Source organism: Undibacterium sp. TJN25, assembly GCF_049339885.1.
Classification (GTDB): domain Bacteria; phylum Pseudomonadota; class Gammaproteobacteria; order Burkholderiales; family Burkholderiaceae_D; genus Undibacterium.
Map to the genome: position 1 here is coordinate 276,929 of NZ_JBMPPM010000001.1, position 17,885 is coordinate 294,813.

At 56.0% G+C, this 17,885-nt stretch carries 16 protein-coding genes; 4 read left to right on the plus strand and 12 right to left on the minus strand.

Features of this window, described 5'->3' with window-relative positions:
• Window positions 1-46: 46 nt before the first annotated feature.
• From rseP to rpsB, 8 genes are all read right to left on the minus strand, one after another.
• Window positions 47-1,411, minus strand: a complete 1,365-nt coding sequence (gene rseP / locus ACO0LO_RS01255; RefSeq protein ID WP_422962371.1) for an RIP metalloprotease RseP — start codon at window positions 1,409-1,411, stop codon at window positions 47-49.
• Window positions 1,408-2,616: a 1-deoxy-D-xylulose-5-phosphate reductoisomerase gene (gene ispC, locus ACO0LO_RS01260; RefSeq protein ID WP_422962372.1), complete on the minus strand. Its 1,209-nt coding sequence runs from the start codon at window positions 2,614-2,616 to the stop codon at window positions 1,408-1,410. Before ispC ends, rseP begins: the two co-directional genes overlap by 4 nt.
• Window positions 2,617-2,621: 5 nt before the next feature.
• The gene (locus tag ACO0LO_RS01265; protein WP_422962373.1) at window positions 2,622-3,440 is read right to left on the minus strand and encodes a phosphatidate cytidylyltransferase; all 819 of its coding nucleotides are present in this window, start codon (window positions 3,438-3,440) and stop codon (window positions 2,622-2,624) included.
• Window positions 3,441-3,455: 15 nt separating this feature from the next.
• Window positions 3,456-4,208 (minus strand): isoprenyl transferase, encoded by a 753-nt coding sequence (locus tag ACO0LO_RS01270; protein WP_422962374.1) that lies wholly within the window; start codon window positions 4,206-4,208, stop codon window positions 3,456-3,458.
• Window positions 4,209-4,249: 41 nt separating this feature from the next.
• Entirely contained in the window at window positions 4,250-4,810 is a 561-nt protein-coding gene (gene frr, locus ACO0LO_RS01275) for a ribosome recycling factor (RefSeq protein ID WP_422962375.1), read from the minus strand.
• Between the two features lie 182 nt (window positions 4,811-4,992).
• Window positions 4,993-5,709: a UMP kinase gene (gene pyrH, locus ACO0LO_RS01280; protein ID WP_422962376.1), complete on the minus strand. Its 717-nt coding sequence runs from the start codon at window positions 5,707-5,709 to the stop codon at window positions 4,993-4,995.
• Window positions 5,710-5,941: 232 nt separating this feature from the next.
• Window positions 5,942-6,823, minus strand: coding sequence for a translation elongation factor Ts (tsf, locus tag ACO0LO_RS01285; RefSeq protein WP_422962377.1), 882 nt, complete (start codon window positions 6,821-6,823; stop codon window positions 5,942-5,944).
• A gap of 116 nt (window positions 6,824-6,939) precedes the next feature.
• The gene (gene rpsB / locus ACO0LO_RS01290; protein ID WP_422962378.1) at window positions 6,940-7,689 is read right to left on the minus strand and encodes a 30S ribosomal protein S2; all 750 of its coding nucleotides are present in this window, start codon (window positions 7,687-7,689) and stop codon (window positions 6,940-6,942) included.
• Between the two features lie 301 nt (window positions 7,690-7,990).
• On the opposite strand from rpsB, the gene map reads away from it, so the two are divergent.
• The 4 genes from map (at window position 7,991) to ACO0LO_RS01310 (ending at window position 12,631) form a co-directional block, all read left to right on the plus strand.
• Window positions 7,991-8,821, plus strand: a complete 831-nt coding sequence (map, locus tag ACO0LO_RS01295; RefSeq protein ID WP_422962379.1) for a type I methionyl aminopeptidase — start codon at window positions 7,991-7,993, stop codon at window positions 8,819-8,821.
• Window positions 8,821-11,382, plus strand: coding sequence for a [protein-PII] uridylyltransferase (locus ACO0LO_RS01300; protein ID WP_422962380.1), 2,562 nt, complete (start codon window positions 8,821-8,823; stop codon window positions 11,380-11,382). Before map ends, ACO0LO_RS01300 begins: the two co-directional genes overlap by 1 nt.
• A gap of 62 nt (window positions 11,383-11,444) precedes the next feature.
• Entirely contained in the window at window positions 11,445-12,191 is a 747-nt protein-coding gene (locus ACO0LO_RS01305) for a pseudouridine synthase (protein ID WP_422962381.1), read from the plus strand.
• A 227-nt stretch (window positions 12,192-12,418) separates the two neighbouring features.
• Entirely contained in the window at window positions 12,419-12,631 is a 213-nt protein-coding gene (locus ACO0LO_RS01310) for a hypothetical protein (protein WP_394781965.1), read from the plus strand.
• 72 nt (window positions 12,632-12,703) lie between these two features.
• On the opposite strand, the gene ACO0LO_RS01315 is transcribed toward ACO0LO_RS01310, so the two are convergent.
• The 4 genes from ACO0LO_RS01315 to ligA all read right to left on the minus strand — a co-directional run bounded on the left by ACO0LO_RS01315 (window position 12,704) and on the right by ligA (window position 17,884).
• Window positions 12,704-13,852, minus strand: coding sequence for a type IV pilus twitching motility protein PilT (locus tag ACO0LO_RS01315; protein ID WP_422962811.1), 1,149 nt, complete (start codon window positions 13,850-13,852; stop codon window positions 12,704-12,706).
• Between the two features lie 165 nt (window positions 13,853-14,017).
• Window positions 14,018-14,551, minus strand: coding sequence for a peptide deformylase (gene def / locus ACO0LO_RS01320; protein ID WP_422962382.1), 534 nt, complete (start codon window positions 14,549-14,551; stop codon window positions 14,018-14,020).
• Between the two features lie 70 nt (window positions 14,552-14,621).
• Complete coding sequence (gene galU / locus ACO0LO_RS01325) at window positions 14,622-15,500, minus strand: UTP--glucose-1-phosphate uridylyltransferase GalU (RefSeq protein ID WP_422962383.1); 879 nt, start codon at window positions 15,498-15,500, stop codon at window positions 14,622-14,624.
• Window positions 15,497-17,884, minus strand: a complete 2,388-nt coding sequence (gene ligA / locus ACO0LO_RS01330; protein WP_422962384.1) for an NAD-dependent DNA ligase LigA — start codon at window positions 17,882-17,884, stop codon at window positions 15,497-15,499. Before ligA ends, galU begins: the two co-directional genes overlap by 4 nt.
• Window position 17,885: the final 1 nt, after the last annotated feature.

The window sequence follows — 17,885 nt, forward strand, 5'->3', positions numbered from 1 at the left end:
CCAATTTCCTTAAAGAAATTGCATGCCCGGCCGGCTCAGCCGAGCATTATGACACTAGTCGGACAATGTCATTAAAAAAAGCGAGCGCCATCAGGGTCATCAGCAGAGCTGCCCCGGCGCGCTGGGCAATTTCGCCGAAACGTTCGGAAACAGGCTTGCCCGTCAAAACTTCCAGCGAATAATACAACAAATGCCCTCCATCCAGCAGTGGAATAGGCAGCAAATTCATTACTCCGAGACTAATACTGATGAGCGCGATAAAGCTGATATAACTGATGGCGCCGGTTCTGGAGGTCTGCCCGGCATAATCCGCGATCGTAATGGGGCCGGTGATGTTCTTCCAGGAAACTTCGCCCGTCAGCATTTTGCCCAGCATTTTAAACGTCATGATGCTGGTATCCCAGGTTTTTTGGGTACCGCGCCCGACGGACTGCCATAACGGAGTCTGGATCAGCTGCATTTCAGGCCCGGTCATTGCCACCTGCAAGCGCCCTATTTTCGTGCCGTTTTCCTCCACAACATCCGGAACCGCGTCAATATTCAGCTCGTCCACGCCGCGCTTGACGAGCAGATCCAGTGTCTGTCCTGCGGAAGCCCGCACCATCCCGGTAAACTGCTGTGCATCTGCCAGATTCTTGCCACCCGCCTGCAGGATTACGTCGCCAGGCTTGAGTCCTGCCTTCATGCCAGCCCCACCGGGCATTACCTCGGCCAGCGTCGCCTTAGGCAAGGAGATCGACATCCCCAGCTTGGACAGGAAATCAGCTTCCAGGTCCTTGCTGGAAAGCTGGTCCAGCGGCAAGGACAGCGTCAACTGGTCGTAAGTGCCTGCCCTGTCCCGGTTTGCCCTTTTGACGCCGAGGCTGGCCGGCGCTTTTTCCAGGGCCAGCTCCATCAGCTTCCAGCGCAGGTCGGACCAGCCGAGCACGGGAACATTATTGACACTGGTTACCAGATCACCCGCGCGCAGACCGGCGACATAAGCGGGAGACTGCTCTGAACTGACCTGGATTTTGCTGACCGGCTCGGGTACGCCATGGAAATATAAACCGGAAAACAGCACTATCGCGAGCAGGAAGTTAGCCAGCGGCCCCGCTGCCAGGATCGCAATGCGCTTCCATACCGATTGCCGGCAAAATTCGCGCTTGAGTTCCTGCTCGGAAAGACTGCCGATATCTTGTTCCCTGGCGTCCAGCAATTTGACGTAGCCGCCCAGCGGCAACGCGGAAATTGCCCACTCCGTCTGGTCGGGTCCGAATCTACGGGAAAAAACCACTTTGCCCATGCCCACGGAGAATCTCAGCACCTTGACGCCGCACAGGCGTGCGACGGTATAGTGTCCAAGCTCATGAATGACCACCAGCGTGCCCAGCGCCACCATGAAGGCCAGTATGGTCTGCAATAAGATCATGATGCGATGAATGCCTCTGCGGTTGCGCGCGCTATCCGGTCCTGCTCAAGAATGCCGGCCAGATCCTGTATGTCCGTCACCGCGACTTTGTCCAAGGTGCGGGCAATTATCTGGTCTATCATCCTGAAGCCGATTTTGCCGTCCAAAAACGCTTGGACAGCGATTTCATTGCTGGCGTTCAGTATGGTCGGCGCCGAGCGGCCTGTTTTTAATGCATCAAACGCTAGCGCCAGGCAGGGAAAGCGCTTCAGATCGGGCGCTTCAAAGCTCAACTTGGCAATTTGGGTCAGGTCCAAAGGCGCCACGCCGGAATCTATCCTGTCAGGATACGCCAAACCGTAGGCGATAGGCGTGCGCATATCCGGATTGCCCAGTTGCGCCAGCATGGAGCCGTCGGCATAGGACACCATGGAATGGATCACGCTTTGCGGATGGATGACGACTTCAATCTGTTCAGCCGGTGTGGCGAACAGCCAGTGCGCCTCGATGACTTCCAGGCCCTTGTTCATCATCGTCGCCGAATCCACCGAGATTTTCCGGCCCATGACCCAGTTCGGATGCGCCACCGCCTCATCCGGTGTCACATTGGTCAGGGATTCGACGTCGCGGTTCAGGAAAGGCCCGCCGGACGCCGTCAGCACGATCCTGCGGACGCCATGCCGGTCCGGCTGGCGCTGGTAGTCGCGCGGCAGGCATTGGAAGATCGCGTTGTGCTCGCTATCGATAGGCAGCAGCGTCGCACCGTTCTCGATGATAGCGTTGATGAACAGCTGGCCGGACATCACCAGCGCTTCCTTGTTTGCCAGCAGCACTTTTTTGCCTGCCTGCGCTGCAGCGAGCGACGACGCCAGCCCGGCGGCGCCGACAATGGCGGCCATCACCGTGTCGCAGCCAGATGCGCTGGCAACCTTGCAAAGGGCCTCGGGGCCATGCTCTACCTGGGTGGCAATTTTCTTTTCACGCAGAAGTGTCTGCAGCTCGGCGGCGGCGGCGGCCGAGCCGACCACTGCGACTTCGGGGCGGAACTGCTCGCATTGCAGGGCCAGTTTCTGCACCTGTGTATGCGCCGTCAGCGCATACACGCGATAGCGGTCCGGGTGGCGCACCACCACATCCAGCGTGGAGACCCCTACAGAACCCGTGGAACCTAATATGCTTAACTGCTGCGTGCCTGGAACCTGTTTGCGCTGCTGATCAATGCTCATGCCTGTTACCACCAATAATCCAAAAGAGCCGCTACCGGCAAGACCGGTATCAAAGCATCGATACGGTCCAGCACGCCGCCATGCCCAGGCAAAAGGGAACTGCTGTCCTTCATTCCGGCACGGCGTTTCAGCATGGACTCAAACAGATCGCCGACCACGCTGGCCGCCGACAAAATACTCATTACAACGACCAGGGCGGCCCAGCCGCCCTTGACCAGCATACGTGCAGGAAAGGTGTCGGCCAGCATCGGCTGAACAGCCACCAGGGAAGCGATCAATAACACGGCAATCCAGCCGCCTATTGCGCCTTCCCATGATTTGCCCGGCGAGATGGTGGGGGCAAGCTTGCGCTTACCAAATGCCTTGCCGGAAAAATAGGCGCCGATATCGGCAATCCATACTATTGCCATCACGGACAGCAGAAAAACCGGCGAGTGCCTGAACAGCACGGCGATCGCGACAAAACAGCCGAAGATGGAAGCGCTGTAGACGCCGCTCAAAAACGCATTGGAAGCGCCGTTAAATGGCGGCAAACCTAACTTCAATGCGGGAACGAGGCGCAGCAGCCAGAAGGCCGCGCACAGCATGAACAGGAAAGAAAAGGAAATCGCAGCGCCGCTCAGTGTGATGTAGGCAAACAGCGCAGCCCAGACTACTGCGGCGATCACGGGAGCGGGGTTTTTAAACAGGCGCAGGCTCTCCCACAAGGCAACCCCGAAAAACAGGATAGCGACGATGGAAAAAGCCAGGAAATTTCCGAAATACAAAATCGGCAGCAATACTGCCAACAATACAAGCGCCGTCGCTATGCGAGTTTTAAGCATTAAGTTCCTATGAGGTCAGGATGCCTGTTCCACCAGTTGCGCACTGGTCTGGCCGAAACGCCGCTCCCTGGACTGGTAGGACAGGATAGCGGTGTCCAGTGAAGATGCGTCGAAATCGGGCCAAAAAGTGTCCGTAAAATAGAGTTCGCTATAGGCCAGCTGCCATAGCAGGAAATTGGAAATGCGCGACTCTCCGCCGGTACGGATGAACAGGTCCGGCTCCGGCGCGTATGCCATCGACAGATAGGAAGCCAGCTGGTCTTCGCTGATGCCGCCTTCCAGCTTGCCTTCCTGCTGCAGCCGGTTGACTGCCTGCATGATATCCCAGCGGCCGCCATAGTTGGCGCAGATAGTGACCGTCATGCCCTTGTTGCCGGCGGTCTTTGCCTGCGCAACCTGTATCATCTTTTGCAGCTTCTGGTCAAAACGGGATAAATCGCCCACCACTTTAAGCCGGATGTCATTCGCATGCAACTTGGCGACTTCTTTTTCCAGCGCGGTGACGAACAGGCGCATCAGCAAGGAGACCTCTTCCTCCGGCCTGCGCCAGTTTTCGGAACTGAAGGCGAACAGCGTCAGATATTCGACGCCCTTGCGCGCGCACGCCTCCACTGCAGCGCGCACGGCCTCCACGCCCTTGGCATGGCCCGCCACGCGCGGCAAAAACCGTTTGGTCGCCCAGCGGCCATTGCCATCCATGATGATGGCAATATGCCGTGGAATGGCGCCGATAGCCGGAACTTCTTTGGTGGAGCTAGCGTGGGTCATGTATTTCCAGGATGATGAACGTCGATTGCCGGATTAAATGCTTAAACTGTCAAAACTTCTTTTTCTTTTTCAGCCAGCAGCTTGTCCACTTCGCTGACGAATTTGTCCGTCAGCTTCTGGACGTCGTCCTGCGCACGGCGCTCATCATCTTCCGAGCAGGCTTTATCCTTCAGCAATTTCTTCAGCGATTCGTTGGCGTCGCGGCGGATGTTGCGGATCGCGATCTTGGAATCTTCGCCTTCGGTCTTGACCAGCTTGACCATTTCCTTGCGGCGCTCTTCGGTCAGCGGCGGCGTAGGGACGCGGATCATGTCGCCCTGGGTGGACGGATTCAGGCCCAGGTCGGCATCGCGGATCGCTTTTTCAATCGCCGAGATCATTTTCTTTTCCCACGGCTGTACGCCTATGGTGCGGGCATCGATCAGCGTCACATTGGCAACCTGCGTGATATGCGTGGGCGAACCATAATAGTCCACCTGCACGTGGTCCAATATGCCGGTATGAGCACGGCCGGTGCGGACTTTGGACAAGTCCGACTTCAGCGTCTCTATCGACTTTTGCATTCTTTGCTCGGTATTTTTCTTTACATCTACAACAGTCATGCTGTCCTCCTGTGCATCGATACTGGCAACGCCGAAACCTCCAGGCATGGCAAAAACTCCCGATCCGCGCAGCCGCCCTATTACAAGTGCGGTGCGGATCCGTATTGCCATTCAAACTGCCTGGAGCTGCTTCTGATTAAGAAGCTGGCTAAGCGGCCATCCAAATAATATTAAACGATAAATTATACGTGTACTAAGGTGCCTTCGTCTGCACCCATAATCACGTTCTTTAACGCACCCGGCTTGATGATGGAAAAAACCTTGATCGGCAGCTTCTGGTCGCGGCACAGGGCAAACGCGGTGGCATCCATCACCTGCAGGTGGCGAGCAATCGCCTCGTCGAAGGAAATGGTGGAATAACGGGTTGCGGTCGGATCTTTTTTAGGGTCGGCAGTGTAGACGCCGTCCACCTTGGTAGCCTTCAGTACGATCTGGGCGCCGATTTCCGAACCGCGCAATGCCGCAGCAGTGTCGGTAGTGAAAAACGGATTGCCGGTACCTGCTGCAAACACGACGATTTTGCCCTCTTCCAGATACTGCAGCGCCTTGGGACGCACATAAGGCTCCACCACCTGGTCAATCGCAATGGCCGACATCACGCGCGCGGTGATGCCCGCCTGGCGCATTGCGTCGGCCAGCGCCAGCGAATTCATCACGGTCGCCAGCATACCCATGTAGTCGGCAGTCGCGCGGTCCATGCCTTGCGCACCCGGCGCAACGCCACGGAAGATATTGCCGCCGCCAATGACGATGGCCAGCTCAACACCCAGTTTTGCCACTTCGGCAACGTCTGCCACCATGCGCTCTATCGTGGCGCGGTTGATGCCGAACGGGTCATCGCCCATCAGGGCTTCGCCAGAGAGCTTCAAAAGAACTCGCTTATAAGCAGGTTTGGTCACGGTCTGGACTCCTTCTGGTAAATAGATAAAGAATTAGCATTAAAAACAAGTACGGTACTGCAAAACCACATCGTTACGTTCTGTTTCTGGCTCCGCCGCCAAACCAGACGAAGACAACTCCAACAAAAACACACTACCGGTCCACTTATTCGTAATGCAAATTGGAATGACAGATGCCATTCCAACAAGATTAAGCTTTAAAAAAACGGGCCTTTCGGCCCGCATTTTTTGCTTACGCCTGTTTTGCTGCCGCCACCTGCGCAGCCACTTCCGCTGCAAAATCATCCTGCTTCTTCTCAATGCCCTCGCCCACGACAAACATGGCGAAGGATTTGATCGAAGCATTGACCGATTTCAGCATTTGCTCAACAGTCTGTTTGTCATTTTTGACGAAAGGCTGGTTCAGCAGGGAAACTTCTTTCAGGAACTTCTGTACGGAACCGTCTACCATTTTGGCAACGATATCTGCAGGCTTGCCGGACTCGGCAGCTTTTTGCGAAGCAACTGAACGCTCTTTTTCGATCAGGTCGGCAGGAACTTCGTCTGCGGACAGGGAAACCGGTTTCATCGCAGCAATGTGCATTGCCACGTCTTTACCAACTTGCTCTTCGGCGCCGTCATACTCAACCATGACACCGATACGTGTGCCGTGCAGGTAGGAAGTCAGCTTGGCAGTCGTATCAAAACGCTTGAAACGGCGGATAGACATATTTTCGCCGATGCGGCCGATCAGTGCTGCACGGTGAGATTCTACTGTGCCTGCTTCGAAAGGCAGAGCTACCAGAGCGGCAACATCTGCAGGATTGTTTTCGGCAACCAGTTTTGCGCAGGAATTGGCAAAAGCGATGAAATCATCGTTCTTGGTCACGAAATCTGTTTCGCAGTTAACTTCAACCAGCGCGCCGACATTACCGGAGATAAAAGCAGCAACAACGCCTTCAGCAGTAATACGGGAAGCAGCCTTGGAAGCCTTGCTACCCAGCTTAACGCGCAGCAACTCTTCTGCACGTTCCATATTGCCTTCAGCCTCAGTCAGGGCTTTTTTGCATTCCATCATCGGTGCATCAGTCTTTGCACGCAATTCACCTACCATCGCTGCTGTAATCGCCGCCATGTTTTTCTCCTAGTTCAAATTAGCGCCGCAAGGCGCTCATTATCAAAATCTGTTTAAAAAAAGGGGCCAACTGCTGTTGCCCCTTTTACTTGCATATCAGTCAGAAAAAGCTTGAATTAAGCTTGATCTTCCACTTCAACGAATTCGTCTGCGTCAGGCTTGATAGCTTCGATTACTTCGTTGACTGCATTGGCACGGCCTTCCAGGATAGCATCGGCAACGCCGCGAGCGTACAGGGCAATCGCTTTGGAGGAGTCATCGTTACCTGGGATGACGTAAGTTACGCCTTCTGGGGAATGGTTGGTATCAACCACGCCGATGACCGGGATACCCAGTTTTGCTGCTTCAGTGATGGAACCTTTGTGGTAGCCGACGTCAACCACGAAGATTGCGTCAGGAATGCCGCCCATGTCCTTGATGCCGCCGATAGCTTTTTGCAGCTTGACGATTTCACGCTGGAACATCAGCGCTTCTTTTTTGCTCAGTTTTTCTACAGAACCGTCTTCTACCGAAGCTTCCAAGTCTTTCAGACGCTTGATCGATGTTTTGACAGTTTTGAAGTTTGTCAGCATGCCGCCCAACCAGCGCTGGTCGACGAAAGGCATACCTGCACGTTGCGCTTCAGCAGCGATGATTTCGCGTGCCTGGCGTTTTGTGCCAACGAACATGATAGTGCCGCGATTGGAAGCCAGCTGACGAATGTATTTCATCGCCTCCTGATACATGCTCAGGGTTTTTTCCAGATTGACGATATGAATTTTGTTGCGATGGCCGAAGATGAACGGAGCCATCTTAGGGTTCCAGAAACGGGTTTGGTGACCAAAATGGACGCCGGCTTCCAGCATTTCGCGCATTGTTACAGACATAATAACTCCAGGGTTAGGTCTTGAATCCAGTCAGTGATCCGGCGTTGCCAGACACCCTTTTAGACCAGATTCGTGCATTAATAAAATGATTTTCCAATCATTAGCAAGAAACTCATTCAAGCTAACCATCAATTGTACTACGAAAATCATGCACCTTTCAAGTCTATGCCAATATTGCCTGAGCGGACATCGCGTGTCCGGACTAGACTATAATCTGCATTGAAACATTCTGCCTGCGGCATCCGATGCCGCGGCCGGAATCAGCCCTACCTATTTCCTATTGCCTACACGGTTGGCCAGCATGACATCTATCTCTATTAAATCCCCCCAGGACATCGCCGGAATGCGCATCGCAGGACGGCTGGGCTCCGAGGTGCTCGACTACATCACCCCTTTCGTCAAGGCAGGCGTTACCACCGGCGAGCTGGACAGATTGTGCCATGAATACATGGTCAACGTTCAGGGTACGATCCCGGCGCCGCTGAACTACTGTCCGCCAGGCTATACACCGTTTCCGAAAGCAATCTGCACCTCGGTCAACGATGTGATCTGCCACGGCATACCGGGCGACAAGGTGCTGAAAAACGGCGATTCGGTCAATCTGGACATTACCGTCATCAAGGATGGTTATCATGGCGACAATAGTCGTATGTTCCTGATCGGCGAGCCTTCCATCCTGTCCAAACGCCTCAACGAGATCACTTATGAGTGCATGTGGATAGGCATTGCCAAGGTCAAACCCGGCGCCCACCTCGGCGACATCGGCCATGCGATCCAGCAGCATGCCGAAAAAGCCGGCTACAGCGTGGTGAGGGAGTTCTGCGGCCACGGCATAGGCACGGTATTTCACGAAGAACCGCAGATCCTGCATTACGGCCGTCCAGGCACATTGGAAAAAATGCAGCCTGGCATGATCTTCACGATAGAACCGATGATTAATGCAGGCCGTCGTGAAATCAAGGAAATGGGCGACGGCTGGACCATTAAAACCAAGGACCGCAGCCTTTCCGCGCAATGGGAACACACGATCCTGGTCACCGAAACCGGCTATGAAGTGCTGACGCTATCGGCCGGCTCCCCTCCTCCGCCCGCGTTCATCACGACGCAGGCGCAGTCAGGCGTACCCGCATAATGGCAGTAACAGCCTCACCCGCATTACAGTTCAAGGAGGAATTGAAGGCCGGACAGCAAACGGTCATCGCCGCCTTCAAGGAAAACTTCAAAGCCGAACAACTGCTGCAGAACCTGTGCCGCGGCGTGGATGGCGTGCTGGCTAAAATCTGGAAAAATTTCGACCTGCCGAAAGCCGCCGCCCTGATCGCCGTTGGCGGCTACGGCCGTGGCGAGCTCTATCCCTACTCCGACGTGGACGTGCTGATCCTGCTGGCGGAACATCCGGACAAGCCAACGCGGGAAAAGCTGGAGAACTTGGTCCAGATTTTTTGGGACATAGGCCTGGATCTCGGCCACAGCATACGCACCGTGGACGAATGCCTGCAAGAATCCGAAGCCGACATCACCGTCAAGACCAGCCTGCTGGAAGCGCGGCTCGTGACTGGCAGCCGCAAGCTGTTCAAGGAACTGCAGGAACGCTATATTGCCAGCATGGACCCACAGCGATTTTTCCAGGAAAAATTGCTGGAGCTGCAGCAGCGTCACGTCAAGTACGAAGATACGCCTTACAGCCTGGAACCAAACTGCAAGGAAAGCCCGGGAGGATTGCGCGACCTGCAAGTGATATTGTGGGTAGCCAAGGCCGCGAACCTCGGCAACTCCTGGAAAGAGCTGGCAGACCGCGGACTGATCACCGACATTGAAGCGCGCCAGCTGAAACGCAATGAACACGCCTTCAAGGATATACGGATACGCCTGCACATCCAGGCAGGCAGGCGCGAAGACCGGCTGATTTTCGACGTGCAGACCGCCATCGCCGAGACGTTCGGGTTCAAGACCACAGAATCCCGCCGCGCCAGCGAACACCTGATGCAGCGGTATTACTGGGCCGCCAAGGCCGTCACGCAGCTGAACACCATCCTGCTGCAAAATATCGAGGCCAGCCTGTTTCCGCAGCCTTCGGTTCCGCACCCCATCAATGAACGCTTCAACGAGGTCAACGGCCTGATCGATATCGCCAGCGACGACCTGTTCGACAACGAGCCTTCGGCACTGCTGGAAATTTTCCTGCTGCTGGCCCGCCATCCTGAACTCAAAGGAATGACAGCCCGCAGCCTGCGCGCGCTATGGCATGCCCGCTTCCAGATAGACGCCGGTTTCCGGCATGATATTTTCAACCGCGGTTTGTTCCTGCAGATACTGCAATCCCCACAAGGGCTGACCCATGCGCTAAGGCGCATGAACCAGATGAGCATCCTGGGACGCTACCTGCCCAATTTCCGCCGCATCATCGGCCAGATGCAGCACGACCTGTTCCACGTGTACACGGTCGACCAGCATATCCTGATGGTGGTGCGCAACCTGCGCCGTTTTGCAATGACGGAGCATGCGCACGAATATCCATTCTGCAGCCAGCTGATGGCCAATTTCACGCAGCCCTGGGTGCTGTATATCGCCGCGCTGTTCCACGATATCGCCAAAGGCCGGGGCGGCGACCATTCACTGCTGGGCATGTCCGACGCCAAGAAATTCTGCTACGACCACGGCATTTCCAAGGCAAATTCGGAACTGATCATCTTCCTGGTGCAGCACCACCTGACAATGTCGCACGTGGCGCAAAAGCAGGACCTGTCAGACCCGGACGTGGTGCAGGCTTTTGCCAGGCTAGTCAAGGATGAGCGCCACCTCACGGCGCTCTACCTGCTGACAGTCTCCGACATCCGCGGCACCAGCCCCAAGGTATGGAACGCATGGAAAGGCAAATTGCTGGAAGACCTGTACCGCATTACGCTGCGCGTTCTGGGTGGAGAAGCACCGTCTGCGGACCGCGAACTGAAAAACCGCCAGGAAGACGCATTGAAAGCGCTGAGGCTGTACGGCTTGCCCGGCAATGCCCATGAACAGATGTGGCAGCAGCTGGATGTCGCCTATTTCCTGCGCCATGACGCATCCGACATTGCCTGGCAGACGCGTTCGCTGCACGACAAGATCAACAGCCCGGTGCCGGTTGTCAAATGCCGCCTGTCGCCGATAGGCGAAGGCTTGCAGGTCACCGTCTACGTGCGCGACCAGCCCGATCTGTTTGCCCGTATCTGCAGCTATTTCGACGGCAAGAATTTTAGCATCCTGGATGCAAAAATCCATACCACCAAGGGCGGCTACGCGCTGGACACCTTCCTCGTCATCGAACCTGCATTTGCCAACAATTACCGCGATATCATCAACCTGATCGAGCATGAACTGGCAGAAGTGCTGATGCAGCAGACGCCGCTATCCTCGCCGAACAAGGGACGCCTGTCACGGCTATCCCGGACCTTCCCCATGGTGCCGACCGTGGATTTGCGCCCGGACGAGCGCGGCCAGTATTTCCTTCTGTCGGTCTCGGCCAATGACAGGACAGGCCTGCTGTATGCAATTGCCAATGTGCTGGCCAAATACAAAATCAACCTGCACACGGCAAAAATCATGACGCTGGGAGAACGGGTGGAAGACGTATTTTTGGTTGACGGCGCCGCCCTGCAAAGTCCGCGCAGCCAGTTGCAAATTGAAACGGAGCTGCTGGAATCCTTGCGCGTGTAAAAACGCGCTGAGTATCCATTCCTTCAGCAATCACTACATTAAAGAATCACCTCGTTGTTACTATGACCGAACTTGTACGCCTATCAAAAAGAATGTCCGAACTGGGAATCTGTTCACGCCGCGAGGCCGATGAATGGATAGAGCGCGGCTGGGTCCGGGTGGATGGGAAAATCATCTCCGAACTGGGCAGCAAGGTCTTGCCGCACCAGAAAATTTCCGTCGAGCGCCAGGCTGCAGCGGAGCAATCCAAGCGCGTGACCATTCTGATCAATAAGCCAGTAGGCTATGTCAGCGGCCAGGCCGAGGACGGCTACCAGCCCGCAGTCACACTGGTCAAGCCGGAAAACCGCTGGACTGAATGTGCAGTACAAACTCAATTCCATCCTACGCAACTGCGCAGCCTGGTGCCGGCCGGGCGGCTGGATATCGACTCCGTGGGCCTGCTGGTGCTGACCCAGGACGGCCGCGTTGCCAAGCACCTGATAGGCCAGGACACCAGTGTTGAAAAAGAATATCTGGTCAGGGTGCAGTACGGCAAGCCCGGCCGGCTGCCGGATGCCGACCTGAAAAGACTGAACCATGGGCTGACGCTGGACGGCAAGGCGCTGATCCCGGCCAAAGTCAGCTGGATGAATGAAGACCAGCTAAAATTTGTCCTGCGTGAAGGCAAGAAGCGCCAGATCCGCCGCATGTGCGAAATGGTCGGACTGAAAGTACTGGGCTTGAAGCGCGTGCGCATAGGCAAGGTCAGGCTGGGTAATTTGCCTGAGGGGCAATGGCGCTATCTGCGCGACGACGAACAATTCTGATCAGCAATGCCCTCGTCAAAAGGCCAGGCCGGTTCTTCCGCCCTGGCCTTTTGACTATCGCAAACCCACTTTTTATTAATCAGGCAAAACACCCCGACACCTGCCGGCCGCCGTGACACTCTTTGACATTTACTGAAAGATTTTCGGATGCCACTATTTCACTAAAGGAGTAGTCTCGAATTGTACTTACGGGGGCTGCGATGACAACGAATGAGATTCTGAGAATTATGATGATGCCCCGGTTCCAGGGCGATTTGCCGACGCATCTTGAACTGGCCGCTATCTGGGCGCAGCGGCTCTCGGACTTATCGGACAAGCTGAGCGAGGCGGATTTGTATCCCTTGATGGTGGTGGGCTCGCTGGTGTACCAGAAAGCTTGCCTGGAACTTGAGGCAGAAGAGCAGGCAGGCCTGGTCATCCACATGGCACGCAGGCAATAAGGGGTTACAGCAAAAGATTACAGCAACCACAGGCACACATCGCAAGGATGCATGCCTGTGGTCTGGGTAACATTATTTTGACGTTTTTAATGCACCGACAGCATCCATGAAACCAACGCGGTCAGTCGTCGCATTTCTCGCATCTTCCGGGTTGATTTTCTTTTCGCGCAGCAATTGCAACAAAGCTGCATTCATTGAGTGACATCCATTGTCCGGGCTTCCGGCGCCATCCATCAGCGCGCGCAATCCTGTAAAGCCACCGGTTTCTATCAGGCGCACTACTTCCGGATTGGTCGTCAGACACTCGGTGGCCAGATGATAGCGTGCACCATCCAGTGACGGCAGCAGCGCCTGGCACAATACGCCACGCAAGGCTTTGGCCAGCGCCTGTGCCTGCGGCTCGCCGTTACCCAGCAGGCGCAACATTTTCTGCAGGCCTAATTCAGTGGAACGTGCATGCAGAGAAGCCAGCACCAGCGGGCCGGACTCTGCCAGCGCCAGCGCTTCCTGCGCAGTCTGTGCATCGCGGATTTCGCCGATGACGATCACGTCCGGGCGCTCCCGCAAGGCATCCAGTGCGCCCAGATAATAGCTCGCCACGTCGCCGTCGAAACCTACTTCTCGCTGGGTGATGATGCATTTACGCTGCGGGATCAGCGTTTCCACCGGATCTTCAATCGTGATGATGTGGCCAGACCGCGTTTTGTTGACCTCGTCGATCATGGACGCGATCGTAGTGGATTTGCCCTGGCAGGTGTCGCCAATGATCAGCACCAGGCCGCTGGTGCATTTGGCGAAATCCTGCTCGCACTGACGCAAGCCCAGCTGGCTGAGCTCCATCGGTTCACGCGGGAAACGGCGAATCACGCAGCCCAGGCGCTTCTTGCCCTGGAAAGTGAAGCAGTTGGCGCGGATACGCGCAGTGTTGAGGTCGATGGAGCGGTCAAAAGCCCGATCCTGAATACGGTCGGCCCAATTAGGCTCAATCACTTCAAAAAACTCTTCCAGTTCTTCGCGGGTAATGGGCGAGTCGGTGACAGCCACCAGGCCTTTCGGCTGGCGCAGCATGATGGGGCTGTTCTGGTGAATCAGGATGTCGCTGAAACTCAGGCGCGAGTTCAGCAGATGCAGGATTTGCTCGACCAGGGTGCCAAGTACCGGATGGCCTTCATTCTCAGTATATGACAGGGTACGGATTTGCGAGGACACCTGAGCTTCAATCATTTCTTTAATCTCCTGATTCGAAAATACTGCTGATTATAAACTCAGTATATTTACATCAGGGAAAGATTTTTATTTTGTCGTATTTTGCTCAGTAAATACGACAAAAACACACGGTTTCCACCATATTTCAGGCAAAACGGCTGCTAAACAGCAATAGCATGCTTAATCGTCATCATTGGGGTCAAGTTCTGGGAACAGCACCTCGGTAAAACCGAACTGGGACAGGTCCTTGATGCGCATGGGATACAGCACCCCATTCAGGTGATCGCACTCATGCTGCACCACGCGGGCATGGAAATCATCCACATCGCGGCTGATGTGCGTGCCAAACTGATCGAAACCCTCGTACCTCAACCGGGTCCAGCGCGGCACCAGGCCGCGCATGCCGGGTACCGACAGGCACCCTTCCCATGCCGCTTCAGTCTCCTCTCCCAGCGGTGTCAGCACAGGATTCAGCAGCACCGTTTCCGGTACTGTCGGTGCATCGGGATAGCGCGGATTGTTCTTGAAGCCAAAGATCACCAATTGCAGGTTGACGCCAATCTGCGGCGCCGCCAGGCCTGCGCCGTTAGCGGCGGCCATGGTTTCAAACATGTCGTCCACCAGCTTCAATAGTTCCGGCGTACCGAACTCAGTGACCGGCTCGGCAACCCTCAACAGCCGGGAATCGCCCATTTTCAATATTTCATGAATCATTGCAGACTCTCCTTCCCGCTGGTTAAAAACGCCGAGCCTATATTGGCCTTATAACACTTTATCAATCTGTTCAGATTTTAACCGAACGCAGGTACTCCTGGAATTCGGCGCCGGTCTCAGGGTGCTTCAGGCCCAGCGCCACGCTGGCTTTCAGATAGCCCAGCTTGGAACCGCAGTCATAGCGCGTGGCCGCGGCACGATAAGCGTACACCGGATCCGATTGCAGCAACTGCGCGATACCGTCGGTCAGCTGAATCTCGCCGCCGGAGCCTTTGCCCAACTTTTCCAGGTAAGAAAATATCTTGCCCGATAATACGTAGCGCCCCACCACAGCCAAGGTAGAAGGCGCAACGTCAGGCATCGGTTTTTCGACGATGCCGTGCATTTTTTCCATCCTGTCCTTGTACGGCGTGCCGCTGACGATACCGTACTGGCGGGTAAATTCCCTGGGTACGTCCTGCACCGCGATGATGCTGGCATTTTCCTGCTCGTACAAACGCGTCATCTGCGCAATCGCCGATGGGTGTCCAGGGTCGGCATCCATCAGATCGTCGGCCAGCAATACGGCAAACGGTTCATCGCCGACAACCGGGCGCGCGCATAGGACTGCGTGGCCCAGCCCCAGCGGCGCCTGCTGGCGGATGTAGATGCAGGTGATGTTCTTTGGAATGACGTTTTGCACCAGATCCAGCAAGGCCTGTTTGTTGGCAGCTTCCAGTTCGCTTTCCAGTTCATAGGCCTTATCGAAATGGTCTTCAATCGCTCGCTTGTTGCGGCCGGTAATAAATACCATCTCGGTAATGCCGGCTTCTACCGCCTCTTCCACCGCGTACTGGATCAGCGGCTTGTCCACAATGGGGAGCATCTCTTTCGGTTGCGCCTTGGTTGCCGGAAGGAAGCGGCTGCCCAGGCCCGCAACAGGGAAAACTGCCTTTTTGATTCTCGTCATTTTTTCTCCAGATCAATTGCGCAAAGTTGTAGCAACTCCGCTTCGGTAAGCACCATAACACCCAATTCCTGCGCCTTCAGCAACTTGCTGCCGGCGTCGTCTCCTGCCACCACGTAGCTGGTTTTTTTTGATACGGAGCCGGATACTTTACCGCCGGCTTTCTCGATGATTTCTGTTGCCTGATCCCGGCTCAATGACGGCAGCGTTCCAGTCAGCACAAAGGTCTTGCCTGACAAGATACCCTCAGCTTCGGCCTGCTGCGGCAGTTGCGACAGCAGGTCGGCATGCAGACTTTCCAGCTGTGCCACGCATTCGCGATGGCCAGGCACTGCCAGCCATGCGGTGAGCGCGGCGTTCAGATCAGAGGGCATCGCATAGTGATGCAAGTAATCGGTGTCGGCCTGAGCCAGCAAAGCCAGCGTCATTCCTTTATCTACCAGTTGCTTGCACCGGGTCTCGGTTAATTTGGGAATGGCCAGTGCCGCCAGCAATGCCGGCTGGCTCAGCCTGTCACGAAGCTTTGCACTCGGCGCATGTTCGTCGCGGGGGGCCACTCCGGCATTCAACAAGGCATCGATAGCCTGCTGGTTTTTTTCTTCGGCGAAAAAATCGGCAATCGCCTCAGCTACCGTGCTGCCGATATCCGGCAGCAGCCGCAGCAGCGGGGCCGGCACGCGACGCACCAGCTCCAGCTTGCCCAGCCAGTCTGCCAGTGTCTTGGCAGTGGACTCGCCAACGTGGCGTATGCCCAGCGCAAACAGCATCCGTTCCAGCGGCGGATTTTTGCTGGCGGCAATGGCTTCGATCAGGTTTTCGGCCCATTTGGTCGCTATTTTTCCCTGCTGCACCGTGTCTGGAGTGATGCCGTCGCGCTCGTCGCCGCGCCGCTTCATTTCCAGTAAATCGTCCAGTTTCAGCGTATACAGGTCTGCAATGCCATGCACGTAATCCAGTTCGACCAGGTTATCGATATAGCGCTCGCCCAGGCCGTCTATATCCATCATGCGGCGGGCAGCAAAGTGGCGTATCGCCTCCTTGCGCTGCGCTGAACAGAACAGGCCTCCGGAGCAACGGGCTATCGCTTCACCCTCTTCCCGCACCACATGCGAACCGCAGATCGGGCATACCTTCGGCAATTCAAACGGAGCATGCTCAGGCTGCGGCCTGCGCTCCATGACAACGGACACCACTTCCGGTATTACGTCGCCGGCACGGCGGACGATCACTGTATCGCCGACGCGCACGTCCTTGCGGCGTACCTCATCTTCGTTATGCAGCGTCGCGTTCGTCACGGTCACGCCGCCGACGAATACCGGCGCGAGCCGCGCTACCGGCGTCAGCGCACCGGTGCGGCCTACCTGCACGCCGATTTCCTGCACTACAGTGGTCGCCTCTTCCGCCGGGAATTTGTGTGCAATGGCAAAGCGCGGCGCTCGCGACACAAAGCCAAGCTCCTGCTGCTGCAGCAGGCGGTTGACTTTATATACGACACCATCGATATCGTAAGCCAGGCTCTTGCGCCTTTTGCCGATTTCAATATAAAAATCCAGCAAACCCTGCACGCCGGATACCACGGCCTTGTCGTCGCACACCGGCAATCCGAGGCCGGCATACCATTCCAAAAGGGCGGAATGCGAAGCAGGCATATCCGCGCCTTCCAGCGCTCCTATGCCATAAGAGAAAAAACTCAGCTTGCGCTGCGCAGTGATACGCGAATCCAGCTGCCGCAGGCTACCGGCCGCCGCATTGCGCGGATTAGCAAATTCCTTGCCGTCGGCATCGCGCTGGCGCTGGTTCAGCTTGTCGAAATCGGCTTTGAACATCAGCACTTCGCCGCGTACGTCCAGCACCTTCGGCGGATGCGGCGTATTCAAGCGCAAAGGAATGCTGTGTATCGTGCGGATGTTTTCCGTCACGTCTTCGCCGGTAAAGCCGTCTCCGCGGGTGGCGGCCTGTGTAAACAGTCCGTCCACGTAACGCAGATTGATGGCGAGGCCGTCAAATTTCAGGTCGATCGCATATTCCAGTTCATGGCCGGTGCCCAGGCCGTCGCGGGCACGGCGGTCGAAAGCGATGATGTCCTCGTCTTCGAAGCCATTGTTCAGCGACAGCATGGGCACGGCGTGCCGCACTTGCTTGAACTCAGGCAGAGGCGCTCCACCCACGCGTAGCGTGGGCGAGTCGGCTGTCATCAGTGCAGGATGCTGCTGCTCCAGCGCTTGCAGCTCCTTGAACAGCAGGTCGTACTCCGCATCCGGTATGCTGGGGTTGTCCAGTACATAATAAGCATGGCCATGGCGCCGCAATTCTTCGCGCAGCTGTGCCGCCCTGGCGGCCGGATCTGTGGCGTCCGGCGCAGTTTTGCCCAGTAAATCGTTTCCCATT

What these genes read in the sequence shown, in the direction of transcription:
- rseP (WP_422962371.1), bottom strand. Translation starts at nt 1,411, where the DNA reads ATGATCTTATTGCAGACCATACTGGCCTTCATGGTGGCGCTGGGCACG.
- ispC (WP_422962372.1), bottom strand. Translation starts at nt 2,616, where the DNA reads ATGAGCATTGATCAGCAGCGCAAACAGGTTCCAGGCACGCAGCAGTTA.
- ACO0LO_RS01265 (WP_422962373.1), bottom strand. Translation starts at nt 3,440, where the DNA reads ATGCTTAAAACTCGCATAGCGACGGCGCTTGTATTGTTGGCAGTATTG.
- ACO0LO_RS01270 (WP_422962374.1), bottom strand. Translation starts at nt 4,208, where the DNA reads ATGACCCACGCTAGCTCCACCAAAGAAGTTCCGGCTATCGGCGCCATT.
- frr (WP_422962375.1), bottom strand. Translation starts at nt 4,810, where the DNA reads ATGACTGTTGTAGATGTAAAGAAAAATACCGAGCAAAGAATGCAAAAG.
- tsf (WP_422962377.1), bottom strand. Translation starts at nt 6,823, where the DNA reads ATGGCGGCGATTACAGCAGCGATGGTAGGTGAATTGCGTGCAAAGACT.
- rpsB (WP_422962378.1), bottom strand. Translation starts at nt 7,689, where the DNA reads ATGTCTGTAACAATGCGCGAAATGCTGGAAGCCGGCGTCCATTTTGGT.
- map (WP_422962379.1), top strand. Translation starts at nt 7,991, where the DNA reads ATGACATCTATCTCTATTAAATCCCCCCAGGACATCGCCGGAATGCGC.
- ACO0LO_RS01300 (WP_422962380.1), top strand. Translation starts at nt 8,821, where the DNA reads ATGGCAGTAACAGCCTCACCCGCATTACAGTTCAAGGAGGAATTGAAG.
- ACO0LO_RS01305 (WP_422962381.1), top strand. Translation starts at nt 11,445, where the DNA reads ATGACCGAACTTGTACGCCTATCAAAAAGAATGTCCGAACTGGGAATC.
- ACO0LO_RS01310 (WP_394781965.1), top strand. Translation starts at nt 12,419, where the DNA reads ATGATGATGCCCCGGTTCCAGGGCGATTTGCCGACGCATCTTGAACTG.
- def (WP_422962382.1), bottom strand. Translation starts at nt 14,551, where the DNA reads ATGATTCATGAAATATTGAAAATGGGCGATTCCCGGCTGTTGAGGGTT.
- galU (WP_422962383.1), bottom strand. Translation starts at nt 15,500, where the DNA reads ATGACGAGAATCAAAAAGGCAGTTTTCCCTGTTGCGGGCCTGGGCAGC.
- ligA (WP_422962384.1), bottom strand. Translation starts at nt 17,884, where the DNA reads ATGGGAAACGATTTACTGGGCAAAACTGCGCCGGACGCCACAGATCCG.